Source organism: Candidatus Beckwithbacteria bacterium (genome assembly GCA_012797845.1).
Taxonomy (GTDB): Bacteria; Patescibacteriota; Microgenomatia; order UBA1400; family UBA1449; genus JAAZOH01.
The window spans coordinates 43,770-60,172 of sequence record JAAZOH010000040.1; the positions used below are offsets into that span (position 1 = coordinate 43,770).

Sequence of the window (16,403 nt, forward strand, 5' to 3'; positions counted from 1 at the left end):
ATCGCAAGGCCTGTCACGAGTTTTAGGTCGAACCACTTTGATATTTTAAATTTTTGACAAATAATGTGTCCTGGAAAAAATATAAAAATTAAATAAAACAGCAGTGTTGCACCAATAGACCAAATAAGATTTAACCACATAAATATACCTAATAAATATAAAAAACCGGTTTACCTTCAAGGTTAACAATACTTTTTAATATGTTTTGTTTTCCCATTTTGGTGCTACTAATAACAAGCTGTTTTCCTTGTTCTTGAGGCTTGATACCAAAATATATATTCTCAAACTGTAAAAATTCCCCCTGATCTTTGGGAGTTTTATTTTCCCAAGCTTGAACTAGTTTGGGATCAGTTTTGGTATAAAACCAGTAATACATAGCTGGTCGACCTTGATCTCTAGTTACAATAATTTGATCATATTCATTTTGATGCTCTTTAATAAATTGAACCATTTCTTTATATCCATACTGCCAATCCTGGCTAGACTTAATTGGATAGACAGTAGTGTAATAGTACCAAAATTGACCTAGCTCAAAAGCAAATCCACCAACAAGTAAAATTAGTGAGCCAATTAGTATATATTTTGGCATTGCTTTTCTTATAGCTGTAACAAAATTAATCAGTCCATAAGCACATAAGGTAGCCAGTGGGATAACCATAAGCAGAGCCCGTAAAGCATGGGGCGTAGCTTTAGTAGCTCCAGCAGCTACTGGCGCTACTACTAACCACCACAGCATCAACATCATGTTTTTTTCTTTTTTGGCAAAAAGGTAATAGATCCCCAAAAACAGCAGCGGTAACTGTAACCAATATAATTGACCTACCAAACCTACACTATGGCGAATATTACTATCACCACTAATAAATAAAAATTGAGGATTAAAATGACTAAAATAATGATCTAAATAAAGTTTGGCATAGTACCAAAAACGGTGATGTAAAAGTTTGGCCCAAACTGTATCACCATGTCTGGCAATAGCTTGGTTTGATTCTAAGATTGGTTCAAGCTGCGTAAAAACACTAGTTTCTGCCAGACGGTGATTGAGTTGCGGATTGGAAAAATTAAGAATAATTGGCAATACAAATAAAAAAGCTAAAACAATACTGATTACTGTCCATATTTTTTGCTGCCACAATTTTTTAACAAAAAGGATTCCTAATCCCAAAACCAGTAAAGGCGTGACCACTCTATTGCTATGATAGGTATACATAGAAAGAATTAAAGGTAAAACTGAAACTGGCAGAAGGTAAATCTTTTTTGACTTAAGAGCAAACAGTAAAAAATAGATTCCTAAACATGTCCAGAACAAAGCTAGGTTTGTTTCAAAAGCTACCCGAGAAACTAAAATGTGCCATGGCATAATAACTAGTATCAAGGCCGAGGCTAAAGCTATGTATTCTTTTTGTTTATGTTTTTGTAATAAAAGCTTAACTAGTAGATATATCAGTAAAACTGTGCCAACTCCTGCTAGAGCCGAAGGAAGTCTTACTGCCCAAATATTTAAACCAAACAGAGCAATACTAGGAACAGTGACATAAAAATAGCCACTGGGTTTCCAATCACCAAAGGATTCAAAAGCTAAAATTGGTAAAGCTTGACCATGATGATCACGGCCTGTTTGCAAGATTGAATAGGCATCATAACCCAAAGCTACTTCTTCCCAATATGGGCTGGGTGGCAAAGTATCTAAATGATACAATCGTAAAAAGGCTGAAAGAATAATAATAAAAATCAGTACTAAAATATTAAGCTTCATAAGTTTTTTCAGGTAGCTCAAAACTTAGCCACAACAAATAAAACATAAGACCTATGCGAATATAATCTTTACACAGATCATACCCTGCCCCTAAAAATGGCAGGATTATTTTAGGTATTTGAGGAATTGAAGAACTTAAAAGCAGCATAAATAGTAAACCAGCTATCAAGACGGTTTTCTTTTGTTTTAAACTCTTAAATCCTGTCACAGCTAATAAAGGTAATAACCAAATAGAAAAAGGTTGGGAAAATACCTTGCCAGTAATAAAGAGAGTTAGGATATAGACTAAGCTAATTTTTAAAAGCAGTTGGAATATTTGAACATTAGAGATTGTAATTGGTTTTTTCAAAAGCTCCCAAAATCCCTCTAAAATATTTTTATGTTTCTGGATTTTAATTAGTTTCCATAAACCATAACTCAAGACCCCTAAAATACTTACGGGAAATATAATCCCAAAGACTCGATTCATGGTATTTGAAACCGGACCAGCCATTTGAAAATCAGGAGGTTCTTCGACCCGATGTTCCGAATGGGTAAATAGATTAATTCCTTCAATCAAATTTGAACCAATCGAACTGTATTTTAACGGTCTACCCATATGAAAAACCACACTTACAGATAAGGAAGATCGATACATAAATAAAGGTCCTCCCCAGATTAAAATACCTCCAATCAGCAAAGCCAGTAGTTCTTTTTTAAAAGATAATTTTTTACTAAGAAAAAATAAAGGCAGTAAAGGCAAGCTCATAAATTTAATAGCTCCGGAAAAGAAAAAAATTGTCCAAAAAGAAATTCTGTTTCTGATTTTAGCTTGATCATACAGCAAAATAGAAATCAAACTTATGGCTAAAAGTCCAGCAAAAAGCAAGTCGATTCCTTCGTATAAAAAATCTTTAACAATCAGGCCGCCTACAATATAAAACAGCAAGGAAATACGCTGAGAAAATTCTGAAAGCTTTAGTTTTTTAAAAGCCTTAACAATAAAAACAAAAAGTAGACAATCAAAAGCAAAGATCCCTAAACGGTAATTAAGGTAATACTTACCAACACCTAATTGATCTAGAAGTAGCGGAAAAATTAGGAAAGGAATAGTAGCAGGTGGGTATTCGAAGTAGTGTTCAAGATACGGCGGCATCCCATACCACCACATATTAGCATAACGCTCATAATCATGAGTCACATCAGAATAATGAGCCGGTGGAAAAAGCAATATTATAATTCGACTCAATAAAAATAGAATCGTTAAGATGGTAGCTTTTGATAATTTTTTAGGTAGTTTCATAAACTAATTGCATAATAAGAAATATTTCAATAACGCAGAAATTTTGCACTTTTTCGAGGCATTAGTTGTCGATAGTACTAAACGTACTTGAGACAAATAATAACGAAGAAAAAATGTAAAAGATCAAGTTAGTAAAGATTAGTTATTATGCATTTAGTTTATAACGTTTTTACAATTCTAAAAGCAACTTGATTATCAGGAAACCTAATTTCATCAATTAAAGTAACTTTATCAGCTGGTAACTGCCTTGGAATTTCTTCTGGTGGCCCGATAAGTAATATATTTTTTTGAAATTGATCACCATTCCAATCAACCGGCCGATATTGATATTTACTCATTTCCCCCCAAAGCACATAAAGCGGAACCTTATTTTGGTAAACCTGTATAAAAATATGCGGCTGCCCATAATATGGCGAAATGACAATTTTATCAACTTTATCTTCGTAAGTCTTGGCAACTTGCGCTACTTGCTCATACCCATACTGCCAATCGGCAGCTGCATAAACTGGGAATTTGTAAAAATAATCATCAATAAATTTGATAAAACTAAAACTGAGCCAAGCCATAAAGATAATGAGTAAAATTTTCTGCTTGGACTTATTTAATAGTTTGGGGCCAAGAGAAGTGTAGGCAGTTACTAATCCATAGCTGGCAATCAAAATGAGAGCTGGCATAGCATTTAAAGTCCGAATTGGGTGAGGCACCTCTTCTCCTCGACTAATTATTCCCGGAACTAAACCAAACAAAAACCAAATTAATAACAACTGACTGATTTTTTTGTTTCGATTTTGATACAAAGCATAAAGACCAAATAAAAATCCTAAATATACTACTGGATAAATCAAACCCGTATATTTCAACCCATTGCGATAGTTAGCCTTAACGCCAAGTAAGTAAAACTCTGGATTGATTTGCTTCCAAGCATTGACAGCTAAATCTTGTAATAACCCTGGGTCAAGTAATCTGAGTTGTTGCTGCTGATTAAAGAAAATGCTGGTTCCAAATCGATCGGCTCCTTTGCCATAAAGATTTTCTTTAGCTAGTGGCAAAAAAGCAGCCAAACAAATAAGGATAATAACAAACAATCCTACTGTTTTTTGTTTTACTAAAACCCATATCTTATTTTTATAAATAATAAGTAAAACCAAAATCATTAGTGGCACAAATAATTTGGCACTATGATAGGTATACATTGAAGCTACAAAAGCCAGTCCAGATAAAAGCAGTAGATACCATTTTTCAAAACTTTTTAAAAACAGCCAAAAACCAAAGAGAATAAAGGCCAAAGCTACATTCGCTTCATAGGCCCCACGGCTAAACATAATTTCCCAAGGAGAAATCGCAAAACATAAGGTTGCTAAAATAATAAATATTTCATTAAAAGTTTTATTTTTTTTAAAAGAAGAGGCTGTTATTTGAGCAAGTAAGTAAAAAATGATTACACTAATGATTCCAGCTAGAGCTGAAGGTAAACGAACCGCCCATGGTTTTAAACCCAAAAGACCAACAAAAGGGGCAGTAGCATAAATTAGCAATGGAGCTTTAAAATCCCCAAAAGACCGGAATGAAAGCGGTAATCTAGTCCCATATTCATCAATACGGGCATTCCAGATTGATAAACTATTCCAGGCAATAGCGGCCTCATCCCAATTGAGTGAAGCTGGAATATGACCCAACTGGTAAAGTCGTAAGCCAGCAGCTAGTAAAAGTAAAATTATGAATAGTAAGTATTTTTTCATAACAACTACTATGGTACATCAGCTAAGCGAACAGATAAAATCGCATCTTCACCATCTACAGGCAATTTTGAAAGCAATATTTTTTCTTGATTATTAGGGTTTCTAATGATAATTTCACCTCCATCTCGCCCTCTAATTTGTTTATAATCCTCTTCCAAATTGCCTGATTGATAAAATTTTTCGACATCAAAAAAACGCTCATGATACCATCTACCTAAACGGTCCTCAATGACAACAGCTGGGTCTTGTTTTAATTCCTGGAACAATGTTTCATCATAATTTTTTTCCAAAAAACCAATTTCGATTTTGCTGACTCCCTGATTTTGCACAAACAGATAGTTTTCAAGTTCTGTATATGCAAAATGATTAGTCAGATTATTCATCTGCCTTATCAATAGGTCTTTATTTTGAATTTTGTCAGGATTAATCCAGATATATGGTAATAAAGCTGGTTTTGTCAAAGCAATATAATCAGCTGTATATAAAATCCCTTGTTTAGCAGGCTTTGGCACAAAAACTACTTGATCAAAATCATGAAGATCAGGGAGTACATTATCCCAATTCCATAGTATTTTCCAGACATTATTTTCCCTGGTTACTTGTAGTGTATATGCATGATCCAAATTTCCTAATTCTGATTTAAAGTTATTTTTTCCTAGAGCATAGGCCGTATTTTGCCATGGCATCACTTTGCTTTGAGCAGTAGTAATTTTTTTTGATAGTAAATGAAGGTTGTTTTCTATTACTTTATTTTTGATTAAAAACTCCTGTCTGGTAATTTTATTTTTACTATCTTGATTCAGGTGTTGATATAAATCTTGAAAATTACCGTTTTGCCAATCCTGATTTGCAAAATATAGCATTTCATTGGGATCTGGCCGCATAAAGAAAATCAGTTGTAGTAGCGAAATACCTACAAGCAAGCCTAGAATTTTTATATTTTGCTCAAAGTAATGTAGTAAAAGCAAAATTCCTAATGGTAGAAAAAGCAAGAAGTAATGGGGATAAAATGATAAGGTAATAAATGATACCAAAAGTAGGCCACAAATAATTAAAATGTAGTTTTCTGTTTCATTGTCTTTTATTTTCTTCAGAACCAGTAAAACTCCTTGCCAAATAACCATAACAGCTGTAACAGGCCAAACTAAAGACCAATTTCTTACCGACTGCCAACCTTGACTTCCCCAAATATTTAAATATCGACCAACCATGACAGTACTTATAGTAATAAATACATCAGCTTTTTTTTGAGATTTAGCATAGAAATCTACAGTCCATTTCTCATTTTTAAGCCAGTTAATCAAATTGGGGTTTTGTAAAAAATATGGTAAGAAAGTGGCTATATATGAAATTAAGGCAATGCCCAACAAAGGTATTATGTAAGCAATTTTCTTTCTTTTGAAAAGTAAAAATCCATCAGCTAATACCAAAATTGGGGTGTAAATTGGAAATTTACTAGCAGCAAAACCACCCAAACTTATTCCTGTTACTAATAACCAAATATATGTATAAGAAGATTTTTCTTTACTTAATTTAAGAATAGCCAATATATGTAAAAGCAGCCAAAAAAGTTGAGGTAAATCCAGCATGGTACGACCCAACTGCATTGCATAAAGTGGTGAAGTCAGGAGTAGTAAAACTCCAATTAGCTGTATTTTTTTAGAATTTGTAAATTCTTTGGTTAAAACATAAAAAATGATAGTAGTTGTTAAAAATAACAATGCTGCTGCCCAATAAGGATTAGTCAAATAAGTAGCAGCTAGTCCATAAAAATATTTACCCAATGGCGGTACTTCGGGATTGATAGAAAAAAGGTCAGCACCTTGAATATATCGATAGCCAGCCAATTGATACAGCTCATTATCAGACATTACCCGATTACTTTGAGGAATCATCCATTGGCTATGACCATATAAATCTTCAAGATAACTAAGGTCAAAAGGAGTCAAAAATACCCATCGAAGGCTATAGAAAATTACAATCAGTAAGCCAGTAATACAAAATGGTAAAAACCTAAGTAATAAATCCTGCTTTTTCATATTTTAAGGGAAACTACACCATCGTTTTAAGGCTAGTAAAAATGCCAAATCAAACTTTCCACCTGATCTTAAACCCGTAAATAGTAAATGGTAAGGTAACCATAAAAAGTGGTTTATAAGCTGCATTCCCTTGGCATTTTTCCACATAAATAAAATTTGGTTGCGAAATGACATGATCTCAATTTTTCTCAAACCATAAACAGTTTTATTAGTAGTTTCGTGCTGGTGGTAAACAATCGCATCTTTTTCAAATAAAATTTGCCAGCCTTTTTGTTTAGCTCGCCAAGCTAAATCAATATCCTCTCCATAAGCCGGAGCAAACAAAGGATCAAGCCCGCCAAGCTCTAAATATTTTTGTTTTGAAACTGCCATACTCCCAGCCACACTCCACCATGTGTCCAAACTTTCTTGATCTTTTGGTGTCCAATGGACAAAAAACCCTCGCTTAAAAGCTCCTGCAGTTCGGCCTGAAAAAACTTGCTTACCATCTTTTTTTTCAATTTCACGGCAACCTACACTAAAAACTTCTGGATTTTTAAAATGTTTTAGAAGTGGCTGTAAAAATCCTTTTTGAGGAATCACATCAGAATTTAATAAGATAACTATTTCACCCTTAGCTGCAGCAACGCCACTATTACAAGCTTTAGCAAATTGTTGATTAGTTTCATGAATCACTAGTTTGATTTTGGGAAAATTTTTTTTAAGGAAACTAACTGAACCATCTGTCGAGCCGTCATCAACCACGATAATTTCACAATTAGGGCAAGCATCTATTACTTTTGGCAAATTTTTAGCCAGTAGCTTTTGGCCATTGTAGTTTGGAATAACAACCGAAACATCCATATTTAATATAGTCTTTTTTTAAACTCTTCAAAAAACGCCTCTTTACTGAATTTTAAAGCATCCTTGCGGGCTTTTTTAATAAGGCTTATTTTCTTAGCTGGATTGGAAATGAGATTTTGAGTCAGTTGTAATAGCTGTTTTTTTTCATGCCACAAATAGCCATTTTTTTTATCAGTTATAATTTCTGGAATTCCCCCACTATTATGAGCTATCACAATACAACCTGCTGCCATAGCTTCCACAATTGATATACCAAAATGTTCGACTTTACTTGGCTCAGCAGTTTGCTCAACTTCAAAACCTGTGGCATGCCAATAAATATCAGCCTTTTGATAAAGAGCAATCAAATCTTCATAGCTAGCATTGACGGCAAACTCGATTGGGTAGTTTAGAGCTTGCTCTCGCAGTTTAAGCAGCTCTTCTTCATTGTGCTGCATCCCGCCAGCTAAAACTAGTTTCCAACCGTTTAAACCCTGATCAACCATTTGCTTAAAAACTTCAATCAGCACATCCTGGCGCTTGGCATTCATGATTTGGTCAAAACGGCCTACTGACAGAATAATATTTTCTTTTTCTGTCTTGGCTTCAAAATCATGAACTGCTACTGGCGGATAAATGACTTCACTCTCAACTCCAAAACTTTGATCAATATATGTTTTGGTAAATTGTGAATTACAAATTATTCTGTGAACATGGGTTAATTTCTTTTGGCTCCAATCATCTTTACCATTCAACTGAAACGGTACTTGAAAATGCAGCCAGTTTTGTTTGGCTCTTAAATACGGAATACTTCCATCAGACAACCAAAAAATCAGATCATAAGTAGGTAAACTTAACCATTTTTGTAGTTTCTGGGCATAAGAAGGACTTTGACTAAAACGGGCATACATACTGGGGTTAAGCTTGAGACCATCCAACCAAAGCTGGAAGCGGTCTTGGGCTTTTTTGACATCATCAAAATTTGGCCAAAAAAGCTCTACCTTCCAGTTGTGCTGCAGGCAAAATTCAGCAAAGGTCAGTATGTAGCGTTCACCTCCACCAAGCGTATCTAAATATGGTGAGTAAATCCCGATTTTCATATCATTATTGTATAATATTTGCTACAACTTGCTCATTCATAAATTTTTCATTTTTATTTCTTATACTGTACATTCCTTATGCTAAAAAGCTATTTGCTTCCGATAGTTCTTTTTATTGGACTTATAAATATTTTCTTCTTTCACCAGCTTGGTTCAATGGCTACTAGTTTGGTTCTTCTAGTCTTATTTTTTCTAGTTCTTAGTTTGTCTTATATACGTCATAAGTTCAAATATAATCTCAAGTTCATTGCTACAACTGCGGCAGTTTTTCTTTTTTGTCTTTATCCTATTATCGCATCTGGGAATAGACTAATCCAGGTCGTTGATACACTATTTGCCTTAATTTTATTACTCTTTTTGTACTATCTTAGTAATAGTCCTCAAACCTTCAGTATGACTTTGTCAGAAACTATTTTGGCACCTTTTATAAGCAGTTTTAATTACACTGTTAGTGCTCTTACTTACTATGTATCACTTTTTCTAAAAATCCCCAAAAGAGGGAAAGCTGATGGTTTTTGGGGACAAATTGTTGCTGGCTTAGTTCTTAGCTTGCCGATTTTACTCATTGTTATTTCTCTTTTAAGTAGTGCCGATCCTTTTTATGGCCAGTTTATGAAGCAGCTTTTTAATCTCGATCTTTCTTCTCACTTTATCCAACGCTTGCTATTTAGTGCAATATTATTGCTAATTCTGTTACCACTAACGGCTTATCGAAATATAAGTCAATATCCACAATTAATGAAGCTAGGTAAAAATATTAAAGACGGCTTGACGGTTTTAGTTCCAGTGGTTTTACTGATTGTAGCTCTAGGTTTATTTCTAACCGTGCAATGGTCGTATATTTTTGCTTCTGTTCCTAAGGAAACTGAGCTGATTACATTTGGTATCAAAACCTATTCAGAATATGTTCGTCGAGGTTTTGTAGAGCTTTTGCTTGTAGCCACTATCATTTATTTTGTCAGTTGGTTAGGTTTAATTGTCAGCCGCAATATCCCTAAGGCTAAATACTTAAAACTGGCTCAAACAATCCTCTTAGGAGAAATTCTTCTTTTTATCATCTCTATTTATCGCCGAGTCTGGCTTTATCAAAGCTTACATGGTTGGAGTCTGGGCCGATTATATGGCTGTATGTTTCTTTTTTGGCTAACTGGTATGGTGATTACACTCGGTTTTCGCTACTTAACTAAACTCAGACTGTTTCCAGCTGAGGCTTTACTAACAATCCTAGTATTGGCTTCTTTTAGCTTATTTCCAGCCGAAGATTTTATTGCCAACAACCATCCTCCAACAGTTAATAATCGCATTGATTACACTTACTTATCCCGATTTTCGCCTGATGGTGTTAACGGTTGGCTAATGTCATATAAGCAGGTTGATCAAACTCTTAGCAATACTTCGTTGCTTAATAAAGCTTTTTATGAAGCAGACGAACGTCTCGCAATTATCAATGCCGGTATGGTGCTTGATAATCTGACCAGCCACTATTTATTTTTAGCGCAAAAATACGGCAGTACTCAAGAAAAAAAGCAAATCGTCCTTTCTATTTTGGCATTTCAGAAACAACTTTATCTTAATAAGATCCAACAGCTTGAACAAGACGAATCGACCAATTCAGCTATTTTGGAAAAGTTACACATGCAAAGTAAACAATTGGCGACTTTTGAAACTCAAGTTACACAAAAAAATTCGGTAGAAATTAGGGATTATATAGCCTCAATGACCAATTGTATTTCCGCTTATTACGAACCTGTTGATGGGTATATCACTAGTCCGTTTAGTATTAGTCAATCAGTATCACCTCAAAAACCCAATGCTTTAGACAGTATTTTCACTTGGAATTTAGCTGAATATAAAGCATACCAAATCCTAAAAGCTCAACTGCCTTTTAAAACCTTACTGGCTTCACAAAGCAATTATCTTTATGTCTATAACAAAATTTTAAAACAAGCTGAAAAAGATAGAGAAGTAGCTCAAGATTTGTCTTTTGACACTATATTTTTAACTTCGGTCTATTATTGAGACTTGTCAATTTTAAAATACTTCCCTTCCAAACTGGGATTTTGCTGCATTTCCCAAATTTGCTCATAGACCATGAAACGGTTCCAAGCTTGTACTGCTGATTCGACAAATCCAGCGGTGCCAGCTTTATAGCCACCTTGAACAAGGTATTTTTTCAAAAATGCTGAAAGGGTAACTTTGGCTAGTCGCCACCAGGTAATGGGTGGGTGTTTAGCTTTAACGAAAAGCTGCGCTTCCATTTTGGTCCACTCATAGCTTTTTTTAAGTCCTGATTCTAAATCCCGGTGGGTTAAATGTATGAGGGGATTTTGCAAAGTCCCGATTTCACCAATAATAATCGGAGATTCATGAATAATTCCTTGCCAATCTTGCAAAGCTTCTTTTTTAATGAGATGTGTCACGTAGTCGGGCCAGGCTCCACAAACTTTAAATTCTTCTCCCCACCAGTAATTTTTGCGTGCTAACTGATAAGCTGCAAACTCATCATTCTTAATGGCTTCTAAAATTTCTTGCTTTAATTCCGACGTGATCCGCTCGTCAGGATCAAGGTACAAAACCCATTCACCACTAGCATGTTTTAAGGCTTCATTGCGCCATTTATCAAAATGCTCGCCAGTAAAATGACAAATTTTAGCTTTAGTTTTTTTAGCAATAGCCAAAGTGCTGTCAGTTGATTTTTTATCACAAACAATAATTTCATCAGCCCAAGCCACTGATTCCAAACACTTTGGCAGCATTTGTTCTTCATTATGGGTGGTAATAATAACTGATAATTTCATATTATTTTCCTTTCCAGCTACCTTGTTTCATATTTCCTAAATAAAAATCTTTCACTCCCTGCTTGGTCCAATAATTACTTTTGACTAATTGTAACAATGATTGTTTGCATAAAGCGAATTTAGTTCGCCAAGGCGCGTAGACAAACCCAAACCATAATCTATTGCGGGTTATAAAGTAATCCTGCAAGCTAGAACCAACCCCTGAACCACCTGCGTTTTTATGCCAGATATGAGCTTTGGGATAATATTTTAGCTTCCAACCAGCTTTCTTAACTCGCTGTGACCAATCAGTATCTTCAAAGTATAAAAACAATTTTTCATTTAAATCTCCAACTTGTTCTAATACTTCTTTTCGAATTAAACTGCAACAACCAGAAATAAAATCGGTTTCTAAGATTTTGTCAAATTGACCATGATCAACTTCATCAACTCCCCGGTGAAAAGCCAGCATATTGGCCCAATCAATTTGGCCGCCAGCATACCATATTACTTTTCCTAAATCTGATTTTGCATATTTTTCTTTGTGAAATTCAAAACCTTTGGCAAAATAAATTTTGGGCGAAACTGCTCCAACTTGATGGTTTTTTTTAAGATATATAAACAGTTTTTGTAAAAAATCAGAGCTTACTATCGTATCGCTATTAAGCAGCAAAACATAATCTGCTCCCCATTTCAAAGCTTCGGCAATACCAACATTATTACCTTTAGCAAACCCTAAATTACTTTCTTTTCTAATTAGTTTGATTTGATAAAATTGTTTTTTAATTTGTTCTGACTCCTTAACGTCTTTACTATAATCCACTACAAAAATACTAGTTGAAAAACCAGTTTGTTTAATCTTTGCTAAAGATTGTAAACAGTCTAAGGTGTCAGCCAAGCCGTTATAGTTAAGTAAGATAATCCCGATTTTTTTCATATTTTTTTGCAACAAGCAGATAAAAACCTAATAAAATCCATAACCATACTATTATACCGATCATGTCGAGAATCTGCACTGAAAATACGGATTTTGCAGCTGAGAGATTTAAATAATTGGCAAACACCAAAATCGAGCTTAAAAATAAATAACTATAAGTCCAGGGTTTAGAAATTTGCGAAAAACTTAAAAATAAAAACGGCAACACCCAAAAACTGTATTGAATTCCCCAGTTGGGAATAACTAAATATAAACCCAACACAAATCCCAATAGGCTGATGGTTAAAGGAAGTTTTTTCCAAACAAGAATCGCAAAAACCACACCAAGCAACAAAATAAAAAGATAGAATTTGTAATTTGTAATCACGGAAATGGGAATAATAAAGCTGACCAATAAAGGCCATCCCCAATGGCCAATTGGACCACCGGCTGCTAAAACTGCTGGCAAAACCGTCCGGACACTTGAACCAAAGACCAAGCGGGTATAGATAAATACATCACCTAATAAAAATAAAACTATAAGTAAACCAGTCAAGATAACTTTAAACATATTCTTCTGAAACCAAGCAATTAAAGGTAAAAAGACTATTGACCAGGTTTTAGTTGCAATTGAAGCTGCCAACAATAATGCTCCAAGTACAACGGTTTGTAATTTTTGAGCCAATAAAAATTGCAAACTGGCTAATAAAAATGCCAACAAGATTACATCAATCTGGCCATGATATAAAACAACTGCAAAAGTAATCGGACAAAGTAAAAACTGCAGTTGTAGAATTTGGCTCTTGGTTTTTTTGTAAATAAAAAAACCAAGATATTGTAGAGCCGCAATCAGTAAAAGTTTGAGATAAAAAACAAACGGAAATAGTTTGATGGTTTCGGTTAGGTAGTTAAAAACAGCGTGAGCAAAAATTAAGAATGGGAAAAAGGGGTACTGACCATGATCCGAATCGATAAAGTAAAAATCAATGCCGTGACGCAAATGCCAACCGGCTCCGGAAAACAACATCACATCAGTAATCTCTTTTTTAATCAGAGCAATAGTTAGTAACTGTAATCCCAACACTCCCCAAAATAAATATTGGTAATTAAGTTTTTTTAATCGTTTGCTAATCTTGGGAATAAATAGCAAACTAAATAAAATAGTATATAAAGCAAAGAAGATTACAAATTCCTGGGTAAAGTTGGCAAATAGCATAATTTATTTCATTGTAGCTTAATTAGTATTCTTTTCTAAACATTAGTACAATATAACAATTACAAATTATTAACTTTGTCATCCTGAACTTGTTTCAGGATCCATGTATATAAGCTGTTTTGAGACATAGATTCCTGCCTTCGCAGGAATGACAAAGATGAAAGATTCTGCAATTAAAGCACATATGGCAAAAAACATCGCTACCCGCGCCACTAGATCTGTTATTGCTTTGACTTCCAGAACCTTTTTTCTTAATGTTGTCAATTTTTTAGGCGCCTTTGCCCTGACTATTTTTCTATCTCCTAAAGATTTTGGTATTTTTATTATCACTTCAACTATTGTTGATATTTTGACTTATTTTTCCGATATTGGCTTGGCCGGAGCTTTAATCCAGAAAAAGAAAAAGCTTAAAAAATCTGAGATTAGTGCTACTTTCACGATTCAAATGGGTTTAGTGTTGTTTTTAATTGTTGTAGCTTTTATCTTTCGCTATCAAATCAAAGATTTTTACGAATTGGATCAAATTGGGCTGGTGCTTTTATATGCCCTACTGCTGTCTTTTTTCTTATCTTCTCTAAAAACGATTCCTTCGGTACTTTCCGAGCGAAAATTACGGTTTAATAATATTGTCATTCCTCAAGTTATTGAAGCCTTAGCTTTTAACAGTATTATTGTCGTTTTAGCTTGGCAGGGTTTTGGGGTTAAAAGCTATATTTGGGCTGTGTTAGCTAGAGCCCTTTCCGGAACCATTGCCATTTATATTTTAGTGCCCTGGAAACCCAGCCTAAGTTTTAATTTTAAAGCTGTAAAGGGTTTGCTTAATTTCGGTATTCCTTTTCAGGCTAATAGTTTGATTGCAGTTTTTAAAGACCGGGTTTCTTTATTAATTCTGGCTAAGATTATTGGCGTTGGTGGGATGGGTATCTTAGGTTGGGCTGAAAAATGGGCCAATTTGCCTTTGCGCTACTTTTTGGATTCTATGGTCAAAGTTTCCTTCCCACTCTTTTCCAGATTGCAGCATGATTTAGAAAAAGCCAAACAAGCTTTGGAACAATCGGTTCACTTTATTACTGTCATGGTTTTTCCTTCTTTAGCCGGTGCTTACCTGCTGATGCCCCAAATTATTGATATTATTCCCAAGTATTCTAAATGGGAACCGGGTTTATCTACTTTTAATTTATTTTTGATCTCAGCTGCCATTGCTTCAGTCTCAACCTTTTTGACCAATTTCTTGACCGCTATTGGCAAAGTCAAAACTACCATGGGCTTGATGTTTATGTGGGCTACCTTGACTCTAACGCTCTATCCTCTTTTTGCTTATAAATTCGGTTACCACGGAGTTGCTATCGCTTCAATTACTGTTGCTCTTACTTCTATCGTTCCCTACCTTATGGTCCGAAAAATAGTCAAGGTTGATTTATTCCGACCCATTGCTATTCCGCTACTGGCTTCGCTAGTTATGCTGGCAGTTTTAAGCCCAATTTTACCCAATTTTAAACCTGGTCTTGTCAAACTTATTGGTACCATTATTTCCGGCGGCGTGATCTATGGCGCAATTTTATATATACTAGATGGCAAAAGATTAAGTCTACAAATTCGTAAATTTATAGCCTATGCCAAACAATAAACTTTCAATCTGTTTACTCGCCCGCAATGAAGCAGCCAATATTGCCCGAGCTTTAGAATCTGTTAAAAACCTAGCCGATGAAATTGTAGTAGTAGTTGATCAAACTACTACCGACAATACCGCTCAAATTGCTAAAAAATATACTAAAAAAGTCTTCGTCAAAACTCATCAGGAGCAATTTCATGTCAACAAACAAATCGCTATCAATCTGGCTAAAAATGAGTGGGTTTTATGGCTAGATGCTGATGAAAAAGTCAGTCCGGCCTTGGCAAAAGAAATTAAAAGAGTCTTAGAAAATCCTGCTTATGATGGCTATGAAATTCCTCGGAAAAATCTGCTCTTTGGTAAATGGATGAAGTACTCTAATTGGTATCCGGACTATCAGCTCCGGCTTTTCAAAAAAAGCCAAATCACTTTTCCTTGCGAGCATATTCACGAACATCCGGAAATAGATGGTCAAAAAGCCAAGCTTAATCATCATCTCTATCACTACAACTACCAAACCATTAGCCAGTTTATTGATAAACTTAACCGCTATACTAGCGCTGATGCTACATATTTTGCCAAACAAATTCATCCACCCTTTACTTCCCAACTGATCAAACGTCCTTTTGATGAGTTTCTGCGCCGCTTCTTTGCTTTCCATGGTTATAAAGATGGCATTCATGGTTTAGCCTTAGCTCTGCTCCAAGCTTTTTACGAACTGGTTGTTGTTTTAAAAGTCTGGGAACTGAAGAAATTTGATACGACCTATGAAAAGAAAACCTTAGCTACCGTTCAAACCCAAACTACCACTATAGCTAAAGATTTTTACTGGTGGATCAAAGAAGTTGCTATAAATAAAGCCGCTAACCCCTTGCAAAAATTAAACTTGAAAGTGAAGAGAAAAATCGGTTTATAACTATATGGAAATTAAGAATATTTTAGAGATAATTGAAAAAAAGCCTTTACCTATTGTAATTATTTTTTCAATTCTAATTCTTCCTTTTGCAATAAATCAGTAGGTTAATTTATTTCCTAACCACTGGATATTAACATTAATTCTTGTCTTTATTTGGGGGATTTCATTATATTTTCAGTCAAACGAAGTAAGGGATTGGAAAAGAAAAACAAGGCTTGTTAGTTACTT

12 protein-coding genes are annotated in these 16,403 nt (G+C 34.7%); 3 read left to right on the forward strand and 9 right to left on the reverse strand.

The window, feature by feature from the left end:
* Positions 1-148: 148 nt before the first annotated feature.
* The 6 genes from GYA49_05325 to GYA49_05350 all read right to left on the reverse strand — a co-directional run bounded on the left by GYA49_05325 (position 149) and on the right by GYA49_05350 (position 8,738).
* Positions 149-1,756, reverse strand: coding sequence for a phospholipid carrier-dependent glycosyltransferase (locus tag GYA49_05325; GenBank protein ID NMC36435.1), 1,608 nt, complete (start codon positions 1,754-1,756; stop codon positions 149-151).
* Entirely contained in the window at positions 1,746-3,038 is a 1,293-nt protein-coding gene (locus GYA49_05330) for a hypothetical protein (protein ID NMC36436.1), read from the reverse strand. The genes GYA49_05325 and GYA49_05330 overlap by 11 nt, the downstream gene beginning before the upstream one ends.
* Positions 3,039-3,196: 158 nt before the next feature.
* On the reverse strand, positions 3,197-4,777 hold the full coding sequence (locus GYA49_05335) for a hypothetical protein (protein NMC36437.1): 1,581 nt from the start codon (positions 4,775-4,777) through the stop codon (positions 3,197-3,199).
* Between the two features lie 8 nt (positions 4,778-4,785).
* Positions 4,786-6,816 (reverse strand): phospholipid carrier-dependent glycosyltransferase, encoded by a 2,031-nt coding sequence (locus GYA49_05340; protein NMC36438.1) that lies wholly within the window; start codon positions 6,814-6,816, stop codon positions 4,786-4,788.
* 3 nt (positions 6,817-6,819) lie between these two features.
* Positions 6,820-7,659, reverse strand: coding sequence for a glycosyltransferase family 2 protein (locus GYA49_05345; GenBank protein ID NMC36439.1), 840 nt, complete (start codon positions 7,657-7,659; stop codon positions 6,820-6,822).
* Between the two features lie 2 nt (positions 7,660-7,661).
* Complete coding sequence (locus tag GYA49_05350; protein NMC36440.1) at positions 7,662-8,738, reverse strand: glycosyltransferase family 4 protein; 1,077 nt, start codon at positions 8,736-8,738, stop codon at positions 7,662-7,664.
* Between the two features lie 393 nt (positions 8,739-9,131).
* Here GYA49_05350 and GYA49_05355 point away from each other — a divergent pair, with 393 nt between their 5' ends.
* Complete coding sequence (locus GYA49_05355) at positions 9,132-10,757, forward strand: DUF4173 domain-containing protein (protein ID NMC36441.1); 1,626 nt, start codon at positions 9,132-9,134, stop codon at positions 10,755-10,757.
* Here the strand turns inward: GYA49_05355 and GYA49_05360 are convergent.
* The 3 genes from GYA49_05360 to GYA49_05370 are packed head-to-tail and all read right to left on the reverse strand — an operon-like array spanning position 10,751 to position 13,647.
* Complete coding sequence (locus GYA49_05360) at positions 10,751-11,536, reverse strand: glycosyltransferase family 2 protein (GenBank protein ID NMC36442.1); 786 nt, start codon at positions 11,534-11,536, stop codon at positions 10,751-10,753. The two genes, GYA49_05355 and GYA49_05360, sit on opposite strands and share 7 nt — an antisense overlap.
* Before the next feature lies 1 nt (position 11,537).
* Entirely contained in the window at positions 11,538-12,452 is a 915-nt protein-coding gene (locus GYA49_05365; GenBank protein ID NMC36443.1) for a glycosyltransferase family 2 protein, read from the reverse strand.
* On the reverse strand, positions 12,424-13,647 hold the full coding sequence (locus GYA49_05370; protein NMC36444.1) for a hypothetical protein: 1,224 nt from the start codon (positions 13,645-13,647) through the stop codon (positions 12,424-12,426). The genes GYA49_05365 and GYA49_05370 overlap by 29 nt, the downstream gene beginning before the upstream one ends.
* A 184-nt stretch (positions 13,648-13,831) precedes the next feature.
* Here GYA49_05370 and GYA49_05375 point away from each other — a divergent pair, with 184 nt between their 5' ends.
* The gene (locus tag GYA49_05375; protein ID NMC36445.1) at positions 13,832-15,274 is read left to right on the forward strand and encodes an oligosaccharide flippase family protein; all 1,443 of its coding nucleotides are present in this window, start codon (positions 13,832-13,834) and stop codon (positions 15,272-15,274) included.
* A complete protein-coding gene (locus tag GYA49_05380; GenBank protein NMC36446.1) occupies positions 15,261-16,175 on the forward strand; it encodes a glycosyltransferase family 2 protein in 915 nt (304 codons plus the stop codon). Before GYA49_05375 ends, GYA49_05380 begins: the two co-directional genes overlap by 14 nt.
* Positions 16,176-16,403 lie beyond the last annotated feature (228 nt).